Annotated in this window: 15 protein-coding genes and 1 riboswitch; of the genes, 2 read left to right on the top strand and 13 right to left on the bottom strand. The window is 69.9% G+C overall.

The genetic code is table 11. The features are described 5' to 3' along the window. Positions 1–129: 129 nt before the first annotated feature. Both ABZ070_RS12905 and ABZ070_RS12900 read right to left on the bottom strand, forming a co-directional pair. Positions 130–1,509 carry an NAD(P)/FAD-dependent oxidoreductase gene (locus ABZ070_RS12905; RefSeq protein WP_356632951.1) on the bottom strand — a complete coding sequence of 460 codons (1,380 nt, stop codon included), beginning with the start codon at positions 1,507–1,509 and terminating at the stop codon, positions 130–132. A gap of 481 nt (positions 1,510–1,990) precedes the next feature. Further along, positions 1,991–2,872: an NAD(P)-binding domain-containing protein gene (locus tag ABZ070_RS12900; RefSeq protein ID WP_356632949.1), complete on the bottom strand. Its 882-nt coding sequence runs from the start codon at positions 2,870–2,872 to the stop codon at positions 1,991–1,993. 96 nt (positions 2,873–2,968) lie between these two features. On the opposite strand from ABZ070_RS12900, the gene ABZ070_RS12895 reads away from it, so the two are divergent. Further along, complete coding sequence (locus ABZ070_RS12895; RefSeq protein ID WP_356632957.1) at positions 2,969–3,325, top strand: helix-turn-helix domain-containing protein; 357 nt, start codon at positions 2,969–2,971, stop codon at positions 3,323–3,325. A gap of 147 nt (positions 3,326–3,472) precedes the next feature. Next, the gene (locus ABZ070_RS12890) at positions 3,473–4,267 is read left to right on the top strand and encodes a VOC family protein (protein WP_356632947.1); all 795 of its coding nucleotides are present in this window, start codon (positions 3,473–3,475) and stop codon (positions 4,265–4,267) included. A 29-nt stretch (positions 4,268–4,296) separates the two neighbouring features. On the opposite strand, the gene ABZ070_RS12885 is transcribed toward ABZ070_RS12890, so the two are convergent. From ABZ070_RS12885 to ABZ070_RS12835, 11 genes are all read right to left on the bottom strand, one after another. Then, positions 4,297–5,238, bottom strand: a complete 942-nt coding sequence (locus ABZ070_RS12885) for a Ppx/GppA phosphatase family protein (RefSeq protein WP_356632955.1) — start codon at positions 5,236–5,238, stop codon at positions 4,297–4,299. Between the two features lie 126 nt (positions 5,239–5,364). Further along, positions 5,365–5,883, bottom strand: a complete 519-nt coding sequence (locus ABZ070_RS12880) for a DUF501 domain-containing protein (protein ID WP_356632945.1) — start codon at positions 5,881–5,883, stop codon at positions 5,365–5,367. 82 nt (positions 5,884–5,965) lie between these two features. Beyond that, positions 5,966–6,463 carry a septum formation initiator family protein gene (locus tag ABZ070_RS12875; protein WP_356632943.1) on the bottom strand — a complete coding sequence of 166 codons (498 nt, stop codon included), beginning with the start codon at positions 6,461–6,463 and terminating at the stop codon, positions 5,966–5,968. A 115-nt stretch (positions 6,464–6,578) separates the two neighbouring features. Then, positions 6,579–7,868, bottom strand: a complete 1,290-nt coding sequence (eno, locus tag ABZ070_RS12870) for a phosphopyruvate hydratase (protein WP_356632941.1) — start codon at positions 7,866–7,868, stop codon at positions 6,579–6,581. 417 nt (positions 7,869–8,285) lie between these two features. Beyond that, entirely contained in the window at positions 8,286–8,960 is a 675-nt protein-coding gene (locus ABZ070_RS12865) for a transglycosylase family protein (protein ID WP_356632939.1), read from the bottom strand. Positions 8,961–8,963: 3 nt separating this feature from the next. Continuing rightward, positions 8,964–9,136, bottom strand: a riboswitch (cyclic di-AMP (ydaO/yuaA leader). A 276-nt stretch (positions 9,137–9,412) separates the two neighbouring features. After that, a complete protein-coding gene (locus tag ABZ070_RS12860) occupies positions 9,413–10,318 on the bottom strand; it encodes a transglycosylase family protein (protein ID WP_356632937.1) in 906 nt (301 codons plus the stop codon). Positions 10,319–10,525: 207 nt separating this feature from the next. Further along, on the bottom strand, positions 10,526–11,788 hold the full coding sequence (locus ABZ070_RS12855) for a cytochrome P450 (protein ID WP_356632935.1): 1,263 nt from the start codon (positions 11,786–11,788) through the stop codon (positions 10,526–10,528). Then, complete coding sequence (locus tag ABZ070_RS12850; RefSeq protein ID WP_356632933.1) at positions 11,785–12,777, bottom strand: nucleoside triphosphate pyrophosphohydrolase; 993 nt, start codon at positions 12,775–12,777, stop codon at positions 11,785–11,787. The genes ABZ070_RS12855 and ABZ070_RS12850 overlap by 4 nt, the downstream gene beginning before the upstream one ends. A gap of 217 nt (positions 12,778–12,994) precedes the next feature. Continuing rightward, a complete protein-coding gene (locus ABZ070_RS12845) occupies positions 12,995–13,645 on the bottom strand; it encodes a SurA N-terminal domain-containing protein (RefSeq protein WP_356632931.1) in 651 nt (216 codons plus the stop codon). Between the two features lie 154 nt (positions 13,646–13,799). Further along, positions 13,800–14,249, bottom strand: a complete 450-nt coding sequence (locus tag ABZ070_RS12840; protein ID WP_356632929.1) for a GtrA family protein — start codon at positions 14,247–14,249, stop codon at positions 13,800–13,802. Next, the gene (locus tag ABZ070_RS12835) at positions 14,246–15,235 is read right to left on the bottom strand and encodes a glycosyltransferase family 2 protein (protein ID WP_356632927.1); all 990 of its coding nucleotides are present in this window, start codon (positions 15,233–15,235) and stop codon (positions 14,246–14,248) included. Before ABZ070_RS12835 ends, ABZ070_RS12840 begins: the two co-directional genes overlap by 4 nt. Positions 15,236–15,269: the final 34 nt, after the last annotated feature.

The raw sequence follows: 15,269 nt of genomic DNA, 5'->3' as shown, positions 1-15,269 counted from the left end.
GGCACCGGGCGTCAACGCCGAGGCCGACTGGCAGCAGACCATCGACGTCTTCACCACCCGACGGGAACGCCGAAGGGGCCGTCCGCACCACGGATGGCGGACGGCCCCTTCGGAGGGACACCGGTGCTGCTAGGAGGCCTTTGCCTTCTCGGCCTCCGGCTTGGCGACGGCCGGAGCCGGCTTGGCGGCCTCGTAGAACTCCTCGCGCGGCGTCTCCATCGCGCCGAGGGAGACGACCTCGCGCTTGAGGAACATCGCCAGCGTCCAGTCGGCGAACACGCGGATCTTGCGGTTCCAGGTCGGCATGGCCATGCCGTGGTAACCACGGTGCATGTACCAGGCCAGCCGGCCCTTGAGCTTGATCTTCATCTTGCCCATGACGATCATCGCGACGCCCTTGTGCAGGCCGAGACCGGCGACCGCACCCTTGTTCGCGTGCTCGTAGTCCTTCTGCGGGAAGCCGCGCATCCCGGAGATGACGTTGTCGCCGAGGATCTTGGCCTGGCGCAGCGCGTGCTGGGCGTTCGGCGGGCACCAGGCGTTCTCGACACCGGCCTTGCGGGCGGCCATGTCCGGGACCTGGGCGTTGTCGCCCGCGGCCCAGATGTAGTCGGTGCCCTTGACCTGGAGCTTCTCGGTGCAGTCCACGTGGCCGCGGGGGCCGAGCGGGAGGCCGTAGCGGGCGAGCGCCGGGTTCGGCTTCACACCGGCGGTCCACACGATGGTGTTGGAGTCGACCTCGAGGCCGTTCTTCAGCACGACGTGGCCGTCGACGCAGGAGTCCATGGAGGTGGAGAGGTAGACCTCGACCCCGCGGCCCTCCAGGTGCTCCTTGCCGTACTTGCCCAGCTTGGGGCCGACCTCGGGAAGGATCTTGTCCGCGGCGTCGACGAGGATGAAGCGCATGTCCTCGCGCTTGACGTTGCTGTAGTACTTCGCCGCGTCGCGGGCCAGGTCCTCGACCTCGCCTATGGTCTCGGCGCCGGCGAAGCCACCGCCGACGAAGACGAAGGTCAGCGCCTTGCGGCGGACGTCCTCGTCGGTCGTCGAGTCGGCCTTGTCCAGCTGCTCGAGGACGTGGTTGCGCAGGCCGATGGCCTCCTCGATGCCCTTCATGCCGATGCCCTGCTCGGCGAGGCCGGGGATCGGGAAGGTGCGGGAGATCGCACCGAGGGCGATCACCAGGTAGTCGAAGGGCAGCTCGTACGCCTCGCCGACGAGCGGCGAGACCGTCGCGACCTTGCGGTCCTGGTCGATGGTCGTGACCCGGCCGGTGAGAACCTCGGCCTTGGGCAGCACGCGTCGCAGCGGGACGACGACATGCCGAGGCGAGATGCTGCCGGCAGCAGCTTCGGGAAGGAAGGGCTGGTACGTCATGTACGACCGCGGGTCGACGACCGTGACGGTCGCCTCGGCGTAGCGCATCTTCTTCAGAATGCGCCGAGCCGCGTACAGGCCTACGTACCCACCGCCTACTACGAGGATCCTGGGACGCTCCGTGGTGCTCATGCCATCGAGTATCCACCCCCCTCGGAGGGGACGCTCGTGAGCCCCTTCACAAGGTCCTGGGTGCACTCTGCTACACTCCGCCGCCCACGTGACCGAGGTCATGGCGCCGAGGGGGAACCACGGTGTATCCGAGGACGTTGATCACCCCTCTGAGCTGGCCCGCTGAGCCAAAGGGCGGGTGAACCACCGGCCCTTTCGCTCTGGGGGCGGCAGCCGCCGAACGCCTTCGAATGTGCCCGTCCAACACCAACAAGCGGTCAAGAAGGGGCGTTCGGGCCCCGAGAGAGCCCCTCAGGGCCTTTTTCCTTGTGAAGAACTTCACGAACTTTTCCGCCAGAGGCGCGCCGGAGCGGTCCGGGAGGCCCCGCCGAACCCTCCGGACACCCCCGCGAACGGGATCCCGCGGCACGGGGAGGCCGCCCTGCCGGCGGTGGCTCGTCTGCGCGAAGCGGCCCCCGACCGCGTGGGCAGCGCCCCCGGATCAGCGCGTGAGCAGTGCGATCACGCCCGTGCCGTCCTCTTCGCCGTGCCCCTCTTCGAGGTGGCGCGCCATCAGTGCCATGTAGGGGGTCAGCAGCTCCGGGCTGACCCCCTGCTCGTCCGCCGTGCGCAGCATGGTCGTGTTGCCCGAGACCATCATGGCGAGGTTGGAGACGACGCCCGTGGTGTAGTCACCGCTCTCCAGCCGGTCGCCGGTCGTGCGCACCATGGGCGCCATGGCGACGAGCCAGTCCGCGAGCAGCGCGGCGAACTCCTTCGGCGCGATGTCCTCCTTGCGGATCAACGCGAACGCATGGTGGATTCCGGCGAACATCCCCGTCATCGCGCTCAGCAGCGCCACGTCGTGCAGAGCGGCGAAGCCGTGGTCCTCACCCACGTACGTCGCGCCGGTCGGCACGGCCAGGGTGTCCCGGTGCTCCTCGAAGAGGGCGCGTGGGCCGCTGTAGAAGACATAGCCCCCTGAGTCCGGCACGCCGATCATGGGCGGGACCGCCATGATCCCACCGTCCAGCAGACGCGCCCCGCGCTCGGCCGCCCATGAAGCGCGGCCCCGCGCGTCACCGGGGCTGCCGGTGGTGAGGTTCACGAAGTCCTTGCCGGTCAGGTCGGCATCGGCGAGTACCTCTCCGACGGAGGCGTCGTCGAGCAGGCAGAGCACCACGAGGTCGTTGGCAGCGACGGCCTCCGCGGCGGAGGCGGCGACGGTCGCACCCTCGGCCGCGAGCGGCTCGGTCCGGGCGGTGGTGCGGTTCCAGACGGTGACCGGATGCCCGGCGGCGAGCCAGGTGCGCGCCAGGGCGGTGCCCATGGCACCGAGGCCGAGAACGGAAAGGGGACGCTTTTCAACGGCGTTGTCAGTCATGCGCTTTAGCCTTGTCGCAGGCCCCGCGACCATCAAGTACGCACTTTGAAGTGGGTGGTTACCCCGGGGTCAGTGAGCAGGCAGGAGGGCCGTGAGATGGCGAGCGCGCGAAGGCCGGGGGCGTACCAGTGCGGGGTCGACGCAGCGATGGACGTGATCGGCGGGAAGTGGAAGGTGCTGATCCTTTGGGCGCTCCACGACCGGGCCTGCCGCTTCGGCGAGCTGCGCCGGCTGCTGCCGGGGGTGACGGAGAAGGTGCTCGCCTCGCACCTGAAGGAGCTCGAGGCGGACGGCATCGTGCACCGCGAGGAGTACGACGAGGTCGTACCGCGCGTCGAGTACTCGCTCACCCTGCGCGGCAGGACGCTCAACACGGCGCTCGAGCCGCTCGCGGCATGGGGGGAGGAGCATGTGCTCTCGGATGCGCCGGAGGCCGCCGAGGCCGCGTCGTAGCGAAGAGCGCGGCGGCGCCCGGTGCCGGTACGGGCCGCGCGTCGACGCGCGAGCGCCCGTGCCCGGTGCCAGGCTGAGCCACGCAGGATCCCAGACATCTGCAGAGCCCCGGACAAGCCCGGGGAAGTCCCGGAGAAAGGGAAACGCGTGATCACCACTGACTTCGTGCCCGGCTCCCCCTGCTGGCTCGACCTCGGCGCCCCGGACGTCGACGCGGCTGCCGCCTTCTACGGCGCGGTGTTCGGCTGGCAGGCCCAGGCGTTCGACGAGCAGACGAGCAGTTACAAGTCCTTCCGCCTCGACGGCAAGGTCGTGGGCGCGGTCGGACAGCTCACCGAGGAAGGAGCCCGCTCTGCCTGGATGATCTACTTCAGCACTCCGGACATCGACGCCACCGTCAAGGCCGTCGAGCAGGCGGGCGGCTCCGTCCGCTCCGCGCCTTCCGAGGTGTCGAAGGAAGGGCGCTTCGCCCAGGTCACCGACCCGCAGGGCGCCCAGTTCGCCCTCTGGCAGCCCGGCTCGTACGCGGGCGTCGAGGCGGCCGACGGCCCCGGCAGCCTGGGCTGGGTCGAGCTGTACACCACCGACTCGGCCGCCGCCCAGGCGTTCTACGGCACCGTCTTCGGCTGGACCGGCCAGGACATGGAGCTGCCGGGCGGCGGGGGCACGTACACGATGGTGACGCCCGAGGGCCAACCGCCGGAGCGGATGTTCGGCGGTGTCATGGCCGTCCCGGACATGTTCGCGTCCGGGGACGCCAAACCGTACTGGCACCCCGTCTTCGGCTCCGCGGACTGCGACGCGACGGTCGCCCTCGTACGGGAGAACGGCGGCTCTGTGTCTATGGGCCCGGAGGACGCGGAGGGCGTCGGCCGCTTGGCCGTGTGCAACGACCCGGCAGGCGCGGAGTTCGTCGTCCTGACCCCGTCCGAGGGCTCCTGACCCGGCGCGCGGGCGCCTGAAGCCGGAGCTCAGGCAGCGCCCTCGGCAGCGATGCTGTAGGCGATCCCGTCGAGGATGTCGTGCTCGCTCACGACCACCTCGCGGGCGCCGATACGCCGCATGATCGTCAGCAGGACGAGCGCCCCGGCCCCGATCACGTCGACGCGGCCGGGGTGCATGACGCCGATGGCCGCTCGCTCGTCGTGCGTCGAGTCGAGGAGCATGGTGGTGACCTCCTCGACCTGCTCGTAGGAGATCCGCGAGTGGTGGATGGCCTGCGAGTCGTACTCGTCCAGGCCGAGCGCGATCCCGGCGACCGTCGTCACCGAGCCGGCGAGCCCGACGAGGGTGTGCGCCTGACGGATCGGGACCGTCTTCTCGACGGTGTCCAGGGCCGCTTCGACGTCCGAGGTGATCGCGGCGATCTGCTCGGCCGTCGCAGGGCTGCTCGGCGTGTGCCGCTCGGTCATCCGTACACAGCCGATGTCGACGGACAGGGCGGCGCGTGCGTGCTCCTCGCCGTCGACGAACTCGGTGGAGCCGCCGCCGATGTCGACGACCAGATACGGCTTCGCCAGATCGGGGCGCGTCGTCAGCGAGTTGGTGGCGCCGGTGAAGGAGAACTCGGCCTCCTGGTCGCCGCTGATCACCTCGGGCTCGACGCCCAGGATGTCGAGGACGCCGCCGACGAACTCGTCGCGGTTCTCGGCGTCCCGCGAGGCGGAGGTCGCGACGAAACGGACCCGCTGCACGCCGTGCTCCTTTATGGCTGCGGCGTACTCACGGCAGGCCGCGAAGGTCCGCTCCAGCGCGTCGGGCGCGAGCCGACCGGTGCGGTCCACGCCCTGACCGAGGCGGACGATGGTCATCCGGCGGTCGAGATCGACGAGTCTTCCGGTGGCAGGCTCCACGTCCGCGATCAGAAGGCGGATGGAGTTGGTGCCGCAGTCGATGGCGGCGACGCGCGTCATGGGGTGGGTCTCCTCGGGATGGGTTCTCATCCCCACCCGGCCCCTTGCCGGACAAGGGCAGGACATCGCACGGCACGCGGTGGCCTGCCCCGGTCCGAAGGTCGGCAAGGGCCCTGGTGGGGGCGGTCAGGCTTCGGGGGAAACGCAGGGGCCCTTCGCCCACCACTCCGGCAGCATGGCGATCGCCTCGTCGCCCAGCGGGTTCACCCCGGGGCCGGCCGCGAGCGAGTGACCCACCAGTACGTGCAGGCACTTCACCCGGTCCGGCATGCCGCCCGCGCTGGGGAAGCCTTCCAGGACCTCGATGGCGTCGCGTCGCGTGATGTAGTCCTCGTGCGCGGCCCGGTACGCGGCGGCGAGTTCCGGGTCGGTCGCCAGGCGTTCCGTCATCTCCTTCATGACGCCGTTCGCCTCGAGCGTGCCGATCGCGGAGGCTGCCCGCGGACACGTCAGGTAGTACAGCGTCGGGAACGGTGTGCCGTCGGGCAGCCGCGGGGCGGTCTCCACGACGTCGGGCTGCCCGCAGGGGCAGCGGTGCGCGATCGCGCGCAGGCCGCGCGGCGGCCGGCCGAGCTGCTCCTTGAACGCGGCGATGTCCGCGTCGGTGGGCTCGGTGGGTTCGGTGGTGGGAGGAGGGGTTTCCATGCCTGCCTTGTTCGCTGCCTGTTCGCTGCTGGTTTCGCTGCTTGTTTCGCTGCTTGTTCGCCGACCTGCCGGTGCCGCGGGTCTACTCGCGGTCGGCCCCGCCGGCACCGTCGGCGCTGTCCACGCCGTTCCATACGTTCGAGTACCACGGCCGGTCGGCCGCGCCGTCCTCTTCGCGCTGCTCCTCCGCGGCTTCGGGGTCGATCACGGTGTACCCGGTCTCCCCCGGCTGCACGTAGTGCAGGTGCTCGCGGGCGAGCCGCCGGATGTACATGTCGTCCTGGAGGCGCGCCTTTTCGTCCCTGAGCTGCTCCACCCGCTCAGCGGCATCGTCCATCATGCGTTCCTGCTCGGCGATCTCGGCGCGCTGCGAGACGTACTGGCGCATGGGATAGGCGAGAGCCACGACCATCGAGCAGACGACCAGGGCGAGGAAGGCGGCGCGTCCGGTCAGCCGGGAGCGGCGGGCCTGACGGCGGTTCTGGGAGCGGTAGACGCGGGCGGCGGTCTGCTCTCCGAGCAGCCGCAGCCTGGTCGAGGTGGAGAACCGGTCCTGGTCCCCGGGCGGCCTGCGTGCCATGGTCTCTCGCCTCCCCGTTACGCGCGTACGTCCCCGGACACGGTACGGGACCGCGGCCGGGGACGTACGGAGGCGAGGGTGTCAGCCCTCGAACCGACTGTGTCTACTGGTCCCTCTACTGGTCCGCGAAGCGGAACCGCGGGAACGCGGAGCGACCCGCGTACACCGCGGCGTCGTCGAGGATCTCCTCGATGCGCAGCAGCTGGTTGTACTTGGCGACGCGCTCGGAGCGGGCCGGGGCACCGGTCTTGATCTGGCCGCAGTTGGTGGCGACGGCCAGGTCGGCGATGGTGACGTCCTCGGTCTCGCCGGAGCGATGGGACATCATGCACTTGAAGCCGTTGCGCTGGGCGAGCTCGACGGCGTCGAGGGTCTCGGTCAGCGAACCGATCTGGTTCACCTTGACGAGCAGCGCGTTCGCGGCGCCGTCCTCGATGCCGCGGGCGAGGCGCTCGGGGTTGGTGACGAACAGGTCGTCGCCGACGAGCTGCACCTTCGAGCCGAGCTTGTCGGTGATGGTCTTCCAGCCGGCCCAGTCGTCCTCGAACAGCGGGTCCTCGATGGAGACCAGCGGGTAGGACTCGACGAGCTCCGCGTAGTACTCGGTCATCTCGGCGGCCGAGCGGGACTTGCCCTCGAACTCGTACGAGCCGTCCTTGTAGAACTCGGAGGCGGCGACGTCGAGCGCCAGCGCGATGTCCTTGCCGGGGGCGTAACCGGCCTCCTTGATGGCCTCGAGGATGAGGTCGAGGGCGGCGCGGTTGGAGTCGAGGTTCGGCGCGAAGCCGCCCTCGTCGCCGAGGCCGGTGGACAGCCCCTTCTCCTTCAGGACCTTCTTGAGGGTGTGGTAGACCTCGGTGCCCCAGCGAAGGGCCTCGGAGAAGGACTCCGCGCCGATGGGCGCGATCATGAACTCCTGGATGTCCACGTTGGAGTCGGCGTGCGAGCCGCCGTTCAGGATGTTCATCATCGGAACGGGCAGCAGGTGCGCGTTCGGGCCGCCCAGGTAGCGGAAGAGCGGAAGGTCCGAGGCCTCGGAGGCGGCGTGCGCCACGGCGAGGGAGACGCCGAGGATGGCGTTGGCGCCGAGGGAGGACTTGTCCGGGGTGGCGTCCAGGTCGAACATCGCCTGGTCGATCAGGCGCTGCTCGGTCGCGTCGTAGCCGACGAGCTCCGGGCCGATCTGCTCGATGACGGCGAGGACGGCCTTCTCGACACCCTTGCCCTGGTAGCGGTTCTGGTCACCGTCGCGGAGCTCGAGAGCCTCGAACGCACCGGTGGAGGCGCCGGACGGAACTGCAGCACGACCCGTGCTGCCGTCGTCGAGGCCAACCTCGACCTCGACCGTGGGGTTGCCTCGGGAGTCCAGGATTTCCCGGGCTACGACGACGTCGATGGACGGCACGAGCATCTCCTTCTGGGATGTGACGCGAGAAAAAGTGCAGAGGTCTGCTTGGCCTTGCGGCAAGAGCCTAACCGGCCCGGGGGCAAAGGCAGGCCGATGCCCGCCCGCTGGGACGAAAAAGGGCATCAAGACTCTCGTCACCGGACAAACAGGGTCGGATCTACCTGTCGGTAACCGATGTTGGGCCCCTCTCCGGCCTCGGAGGACCCGCAAGCGGGCCGCAGTTCCGGCCCCGGAAGGCCGACCCGGGTCCGCGGTTCCGGCCCCGGTCCACGGTTCCGGCCCCGGACGGACCGAACCCCGGCCCGGCGCGTTCGGGGGAAGGTGCGCCGGACCGGGGTGCTCGGATCCCGTGAGACACGAGGGTGCTCTCCTGCCCTGTCGGTGCGGGAGGTGCCCCTCACTCACCGGGGGAGGTCAGCTCAGGTGGAGCTGCTGGCCCGGGTGGATCACGTCGGCGTTCTCGACGATGTCCTTGTTCAGCTCGAACAGCTTCTCCCAGCCGCCCTTGACCTTCTCGGCCTCCGCGATCGAGCTCAGGGTGTCGCCGGCCTTGACCTTGTACTCGCCGTCGCCCTTCTTGAAGGACTTGGCCTTGCCGGCGGCCGTCTCGGCCTTCTTGGCCGGGGCGGGGGCCTCGGAGCGCTCGGAGCGGGTGGTGGGGACCTCGGAGCGCTCGGCGGAGGGCTGCGACTGCTCGGTGGAGCCGCTCTCGGGCGAGGCGCTGGACAGGCCGACGCCGCAGTGCGGCCAGGCGCCCTTGCCCTGGCCGGCGAGGACCTTCTCGGCTATCTGGATCTGCTGCGACTTGGACGCCTGGTCGGCACTCGAGGCGAACGCGGTGCCTCCGTAGGCGGCCCAGGTCGAGGCGGAGAACTGCAGGCCGCCGTAGTACCCGTTGCCCGTGTTGATCGACCAGTTGCCGCCGGACTCGCACTGGGCGACCGCGTCCCACTCCGAGGTGGTCGCGGCGGAGGCGGAGGTGGCGCCGAGCATCGGTGCGGCGATGGCGGCACCGGCGACACCGGCGAGGGTGGCGATACGGACGGCCTTCGAGGGGCGACGGTGCTTGGCCTTGCTGGAACGCAGCATGAAGCTTCTCCTCACCGACGCCTACGAGGTGAGCTGTCGGGTTCGGACCTGTGAGTGCCCGGCCGCGCGTCCTTGCGCGCGGCTCCACCCCTAGCCGTTCACGGCCGTCCTCCGCGGACGGCCGGGACCGGCACTTACCTTGGGTCCCCCGCTCCTGCCTTCGGCGCTGTGAGCGACGAGTGTTACCCCCGACCGACGGCAGGATTCGGCGTGACGGTCGACGGTGCCCGCGGTGGCGAGCGTTCAGACCGTAAACACAGCGCTCCCCGATGTTCAAAGACGAACATCGGGGAGAAATCGCCCAATTCAACTGCCGGAGTGTGTCCGTTTTTACAGGTGAGGGGCAAAGTGGCCGGAATCGGGGGACGATGGGGGCCAGTTGCCGCAAAGAGACGCTTGTCTCACTGGAACAGAACGGACATAGAGCCGCGAATCACCCCGCCGAACTGACCCTACTTCAGACCCAGGTCGAGCTGCTGACCAGGCAGGATGAGATCGGGGTCGGACCCGACGATCGTCTCGTTGGCCTCGTAGAGCGCCGGCCACCCACCGGGGACCTTCCGCTCGGCAGCGATGTCGCACAGGTTGTCGCCGGGCTGAACGGTGTACGCACCGGGGCCGTTTGCCTCGTCCACGCCGTTACGGGCGGAATCGTCACCCCGTGAGGCATGGCGACCGGTTTCACGCGCTTCGCCTGTATCGCCGCTTTCCGTCTCGTCGTCGGCCGGCTCGCCGCGGTGCTTGCCGGAGCCGCCGGCGGCATCGTCGGCCGGGTCCGCCCCGGTGGCACCTTCCGAGGCGTCGGAAGTGCCCGTCCCGGCAGGGTCGGTCGCGTCGCCATCCTTCGGGGCCGGCTGCCCGGTGACGTCACCCGACGGCTCGGCCGTGCCCGCACGGTCCTCCTTGTCGGCCTCGCCCGAAGAGTCCGAAGTGTTCTCGGATTCGGCCGGCTCAGTCGATTCGGAGGGGCCCGTCGACGGCTCGTCGGCGGGCGCGTCGCTCTGCCCCGGCAGCGGCAGGAGGCCCGGGTCGACACCGGTGTCGGCACTGTCGCCCGTCAGCCCGGCGAGCGGGCCACAGGCGGGCCACGCCTGCGGGCCCTGATCGGCGACCACCTTCTCCGCGACCGCTATCTGCTGGGAACGGCTCGCGAGGTCGGCGGTCGGCGCGTACGCCGTACCGCCGTACGTCTCCCAGGTCTCCTGCGAGAACTGCAGCCCGCCGTAGAAACCGTTGCCGAAGTCGGCGCTCCAGGCCCCGCCGCTCTCGCACTCCGCGACGCGATCCCACACGTTCGCTTCTGCCGCGGACGCCGAGCCCGCACCGAGCAGCGGAATGGCGATGGCGGAACCGGTCACCCCTGCCGCGACAATGAGGGCCGGAGCCTGGCGGGGTCGGCGGTGTCGTCCGTTCCCGGAGAGCATGCGGTTGCCTTTCGCGTGACAGCTGTGGACTGTGCGGCCTGCTGATGCCTGCCGAGTCGTCGGTGAACGTAGCCGCATTCGAACGTGAGTCACAAGTCGATGCAGCGGAGATCACGTGAAAGTCACAGAATTGACAGATCGTCAGTTTGTTTGAGGCGTGAACTCAACGGGCAGAGTGCGCAATCCACGCATAATGAGCCCACCGCGCCACCGCAGATCGGCCGGATCGCCCGCAAGCCGCAAGTCCGGCATTCTGCGGAGCAGCGTGGCGAGAGCCGTCTGCCCCTCGAGACGGGCGAGCGGCGCGCCGAGGCAGTAGTGGATGCCGTGCCCGTACCCCAGATGCTGGTTGTCGCTCCGCGCCAGGTCGAGGGTGTCCGGTTCGTCGAAGCGTTCCGGATCGCGGTCGGCGGCCGCGAGGACGACGAGTACGGGGTCGCCCGACGCGATCCGCTGCCCGCCGACGGTGAGCGGCTCCGTGGCGAACCGCCAGGTCGCGAGCTCCACCGGCCCGTCGTAGCGCAGCAGTTCCTCGACCCCGGTCGCGAGCAGCTCGCTCTCGCCGGCGGCGAGCGACGCCTGGAGGCGCTCACGCTGGCCGGGGTTGCGCAGCAGCGCGTACACCCCGTTGCCGATGAGGTTGACGGTGGTCTCGAAGCCGGCGAAGAGAAGGATGAAGGCCATCGCGGCGGCCTCGTTCTCGGTCAGGTGCTCGCCGTGGTCGGAGGCCTTGATGAGACCGGAGATGAGGTCGTCACCGGGCTCCTGGCGCTTGCGGTGGATCAGCTCCGCGAGATAGCCGCGCATCTTCTTCACGGAGCGGGCCACTCCGCCGCGCGGCCCGCCGCCGTGGCGGATCATCATGCCCGCCCAGTCGCGGAAGTCGTCCTGGTCCTCGCGGGGGACGCCGAGCATGTCGCAGATGGCGTAGATGGGAAGCGGAAAGGCGAACTCGTGGATGAGGTCCGCCTCCCCCTTTCCCGCCCCGTGCTGCTTGTCGAGGATGGCGTCGATGAGCTGGTCCGTCAGCTCCTGCACCCGCGGCGCGAACTCGGCCACCCTGCGCGGTGTGAACGCCTTGGAGACGAGACGGCGCAGCCGGGTGTGGTCGGGCGGGTCGATGTTCAGCAGATGCGTCATCAGCTCTGCCTTGCGCTCGCCGGGGATACCAGTCTTCCCCTTGGCGTGCGCCGGCTCGTCGTGATGCGCGGGGTTCTTCGACAGGCGCTGGTCGGCCAGTGCCTGCCGGGCGTCGGCGTACCGGGTCACCAGCCACGCCTCGACCCCGCTGGGCAGCACGGTCCGGTGCACGGGCGAGTGCTCGCGCAGCCAGGCGTAGGCGGGGTAGGGGTCGGTCGCGAACTCCCAGGTGAAGAGTTCAGGGGCGCTGTTCGGGTCGTTCACCCCTCGACGTTACCGGCCGCGCCGGTGTGCCCCTCCGCCGCTCGGATCGCGTCCCGGTAGACGCGTGCGGCGGCCCGCAGCGCGGCCTCGGGGTCGACGCCGTCCGCCTCCGCGCGTACGGCGAGGGCGAGAAGCTCGTGGCCGACGCCCGCGCCGGACGGGAGGTCGACGCCGAGGCCCGCCGTGCGGACCCGGGACGCCAGCTTCGCCGCGAGCGCCAGACCCGGCTGCCCGAGGGGCACACCGTCGGTGACCGACTCGCGCTGCTTCTCGACCGCCTTGGTGCGCAGCCAGTGGGCCTTGACCTCCTCCGGCGTCGAGGCGGTCTCGTCCCCGAAGACGTGCGGGTGGCGGTGGATCAGCTTCTCGACGATCGTGCCCGCCACGTCGTCGACCGAGAACGGCTCGTCCGGGTCCTCCTGCGCGATGCGCGCGTGGAAGACGACCTGAAGCAGGACGTCACCCAGTTCCTCGCGCAGCTCGTCCCGGTCGCCGTCCTCGATGGCCTCGACGAGTTCGTACGCCTCCTCGATGCCGTATTTGGCGAGGCCCTTGTGGGTCTGCTGCGACGACCAGGGGCATTCGCGCCGGATACGGTCCATGACCTCGATCAGGTCCAGCAGCCGGGCGCCCGGCAGGTCGTACGCGCCCGGCAGCAGCTCCAGGTCCGGCATCTGCACCCGGCCCGAGCCGCCGAGGCGGGCCAGGCCGTCGGTCAGGGCCCGGTCGCCCTCGCCGGAGGCGAGCACCACGACCGTACGTCCGTCGGCGCAGGCGTCCACGAGCTCCTGCGCGCTCGGCGCGGCTTGCTCCACGGCGATGCCCGCCTCGCGCAGATACGACAGCTGCGGGTGCGCGGCGTCGGCGCACAGCACCCGGTCCGCGGCGTGCAGCGTCTGCCAGGCGGGCCAGGACAGGAGACCCGGCGCGACGCGGTGGCTGGCGGTGAGCAGGACGATACGGCCGGCGGCGGATACTTCGGTGGTCACGCCACGAACCTACCTCCCGCCGGGTTCTTTCGTTCGGGCCAGGCCGGATCAGTGTGGGGGCTCCCCCACGCCCGCGGGGCGTGGGGGGAGGGGTCTGATGCGTGCGATCGCACGGCGGAGGTGGGGTACCTCCCACGCCGAAGGCTGTGGGGGTGGGGGCCCCGCCCACGCCGAAGGCTGTGGGGGAGCCAGGGCCTGCCGAGCCCATCCCGAGCCCCTACGCGCCCGCCTCGACCGGCTCCGTGCCCTGCGAGACCTGGGTGATCCAGGGCGCCTTGTAGGCCCCGAGCTCGAGCTTCTTGTCGTCCCAGGCGCCGTACCGCGGGTTCACGTCGATGTCGAGGGACTTCGCGGCGGCGGTGAAGGCCTCGTTGAGCTTCTGCTGGCCCTCGGGGCTGTTCGTCGCTCCGATCGCGGTGGCGATCTTGCCGACGAGGATGTCGCGCCGCACGGCGTCGTCGAGCTGGTTCGGGGCCACGCCGCGCTGCTGCAGATACATGGCGGTGAGCTGCTCCTCCCCGCCGGACTGCTCGGCGAGCTTGTCCCGCCCCTGCTGGATCTCCTTGCGGCTGACGTCGACGCCGGCGTCCTCGGCGGCCCGCCCCACGACGCGGTCGACGATCAGGTCGTACAGCTTGGCGCGGCCGAGCTGTCCGGAGTCCTTGATGAGCTGGGCCGACTGAGGTGAGGCCTGCTGCGCGTCGCGCACGTCCCTGACTTCGGCCTGGACGGTGGACACCTCGATCCGCTGTCCGCCGACGACGGCGGCGGCGCCGGGGTGTGCCTCGCTGCCGCAGGCGGCGAGCAGCGGTGCGGCGGCGAGGAGCGCGGCGGAGAGCGTGAGCGCGGTGCGACGGCGGCGGTGCAAAGGAGCCTCCCGGCGTGATTGTGCTTCTGTGCACAAGACCTTGCGGTGATCGATGGTAGGCAGCGGACGTGACTTGGGCCACTGATTCGCCAAACGATTCGGCAGGCAGTTGGGGTGCGGGCCGGATCCGCGTCGCCCCGTCAGCCCCTGGGTCTCAGCCGGCGGGGGTGCGTTCCGGAGCGGGGGCCGGCGCCGGAGCAGGGGCCGGCACCGGGTCCGGGACCGGGGTGCGGTGGTCCGGGCGGAGCATGATCGTGCGGGAGACGACGAACGTGATCGGGATCGCCGCGGCCGCCGCGATCAGCGGCGCGTAGCGGCTGCCGAAGTGGAGGACGTCCACCAGCAGGTAGACCCCGCACGTCGTCACCACGAAGTTCGCCGCGTTCGTGAGCGGGAACAGCAGGAACTTCCGCCAGGTGGGCCGGGTCCGGTAGGTGAAGTACGACGTCAGGAAGAACGAGCCGATCATGCTCAGTACGAACGCGACGACATGCGCCGCGACGTAGGGCAGCACGGTCAGCAGGGCCAGGTACAGGCCGTAGTAGGTCCCGGTGTTCACCACTCCCACCAGGGCGAACCTGACCATCTGGCCCCGCACCGTCATCGTCGTACCAGTTCCCCCGCGCGCCTGTTTCCGTTGCTGCTCGACCGGTCGTCGTCCTGTCGGGGAAGGCCGGCGTTGGTCGCCTTCACCAGGAAGTGCGGCCGCCGCTTCACCTCGTAGTAGATGCGGCCGACGTACTCGCCGACCACCCCGAGCATCAGCATCTGTACACCGGCGAGCGCGATGACCGCCACGAGTAGGGTGACATACCCGGGGGTGTCGACGCCTTTCACCAGGGCGACACCGACGATCCAGGCCGCGTAGACCATCGCGACGGCGAGCAGCAGCATTCCCAGATAGATCGCCGCGCGCAGGGGTTTGTTGTTGAAGGAGAGCAGCCCGTCGAGGCCGTAGTTGAGGAGCTTGCCGAAGCTCCATTTCGAGCGTCCCTGCTCGCGCACCGCGTTCTCGTACTCGAATGTCGTCGTGCGGAATCCGACCCAGGCGAAGATTCCCTTGGAGAACCGGTTGTACTCGGTCAGTTCCAGGACCGCGTCGACCGTGCGCCGTGACAGCAGCCGGAAGTCACCCACACCGTCGACGAGTTCGATGTCGACGAGCCGGTTGATCAGCCGGTAGTAGGCGCGGGCGGTGATGGTCCGGGTGACCCGGTCGCCCTTGCGGGTGCGCTTGGCGACGACCTGGTCGAAGCCCTCCTCGTACAGCCGCAGCATGCGCCGGACCAGCTCCGGCGGGTGCTGGAGGTCGGCGTCCATGATGACGACCGCGTCGCCCCGGGCATGCTGGAGGCCGGCGAGCATCGCCGACTCCTTGCCGAAGTTGCGACTGAAGGAGACGTACCGCGTACGGGAGTCGGCCTCGGCGATCTCCTGGAGGAGCGGGAGCGTCCGGTCCTGGCTTCCGTCGTCCACGTAGACCAGCTCGAATTCCTCGTCGAGGAGGGCGAGTTCTTTGGTCACATGGTCGTGGAAGCGGCCGATGATCTCCTCTTCGTTGAAGCACGGAACCACTATCGAGATCAGCACAGGAGAACAACAAGCGAGCCGAATGTCCCGTGCC

Source organism: Streptomyces sp. NPDC006283, assembly GCF_040613325.1.
GTDB lineage: Bacteria > Actinomycetota > Actinomycetes > Streptomycetales > Streptomycetaceae > Streptomyces.
The sequence above is the reverse complement of the archived record's forward strand: the minus strand, read 5'-3'. Positions and strand labels throughout refer to the sequence as shown.

Excerpts from the sequence above, each read along its gene's own strand:
- ABZ070_RS12895 (WP_356632957.1), top strand. The coding sequence starts at position 2,969 with ATGGCGAGCGCGCGAAGGCCGGGGGCGTACCAGTGCGGGGTCGACGCA.
- ABZ070_RS12900 (WP_356632949.1), bottom strand. The coding sequence starts at position 2,872 with ATGACTGACAACGCCGTTGAAAAGCGTCCCCTTTCCGTTCTCGGCCTC.
- ABZ070_RS12880 (WP_356632945.1), bottom strand. The coding sequence starts at position 5,883 with ATGGAAACCCCTCCTCCCACCACCGAACCCACCGAGCCCACCGACGCG.
- ABZ070_RS12840 (WP_356632929.1), bottom strand. The coding sequence starts at position 14,249 with ATGACGGTGCGGGGCCAGATGGTCAGGTTCGCCCTGGTGGGAGTGGTG.
- ABZ070_RS12865 (WP_356632939.1), bottom strand. The coding sequence starts at position 8,960 with ATGCTGCGTTCCAGCAAGGCCAAGCACCGTCGCCCCTCGAAGGCCGTC.
- ABZ070_RS12905 (WP_356632951.1), bottom strand. The coding sequence starts at position 1,509 with ATGAGCACCACGGAGCGTCCCAGGATCCTCGTAGTAGGCGGTGGGTAC.
- ABZ070_RS12885 (WP_356632955.1), bottom strand. The coding sequence starts at position 5,238 with ATGACGCGCGTCGCCGCCATCGACTGCGGCACCAACTCCATCCGCCTT.
- ABZ070_RS12875 (WP_356632943.1), bottom strand. The coding sequence starts at position 6,463 with ATGGCACGCAGGCCGCCCGGGGACCAGGACCGGTTCTCCACCTCGACC.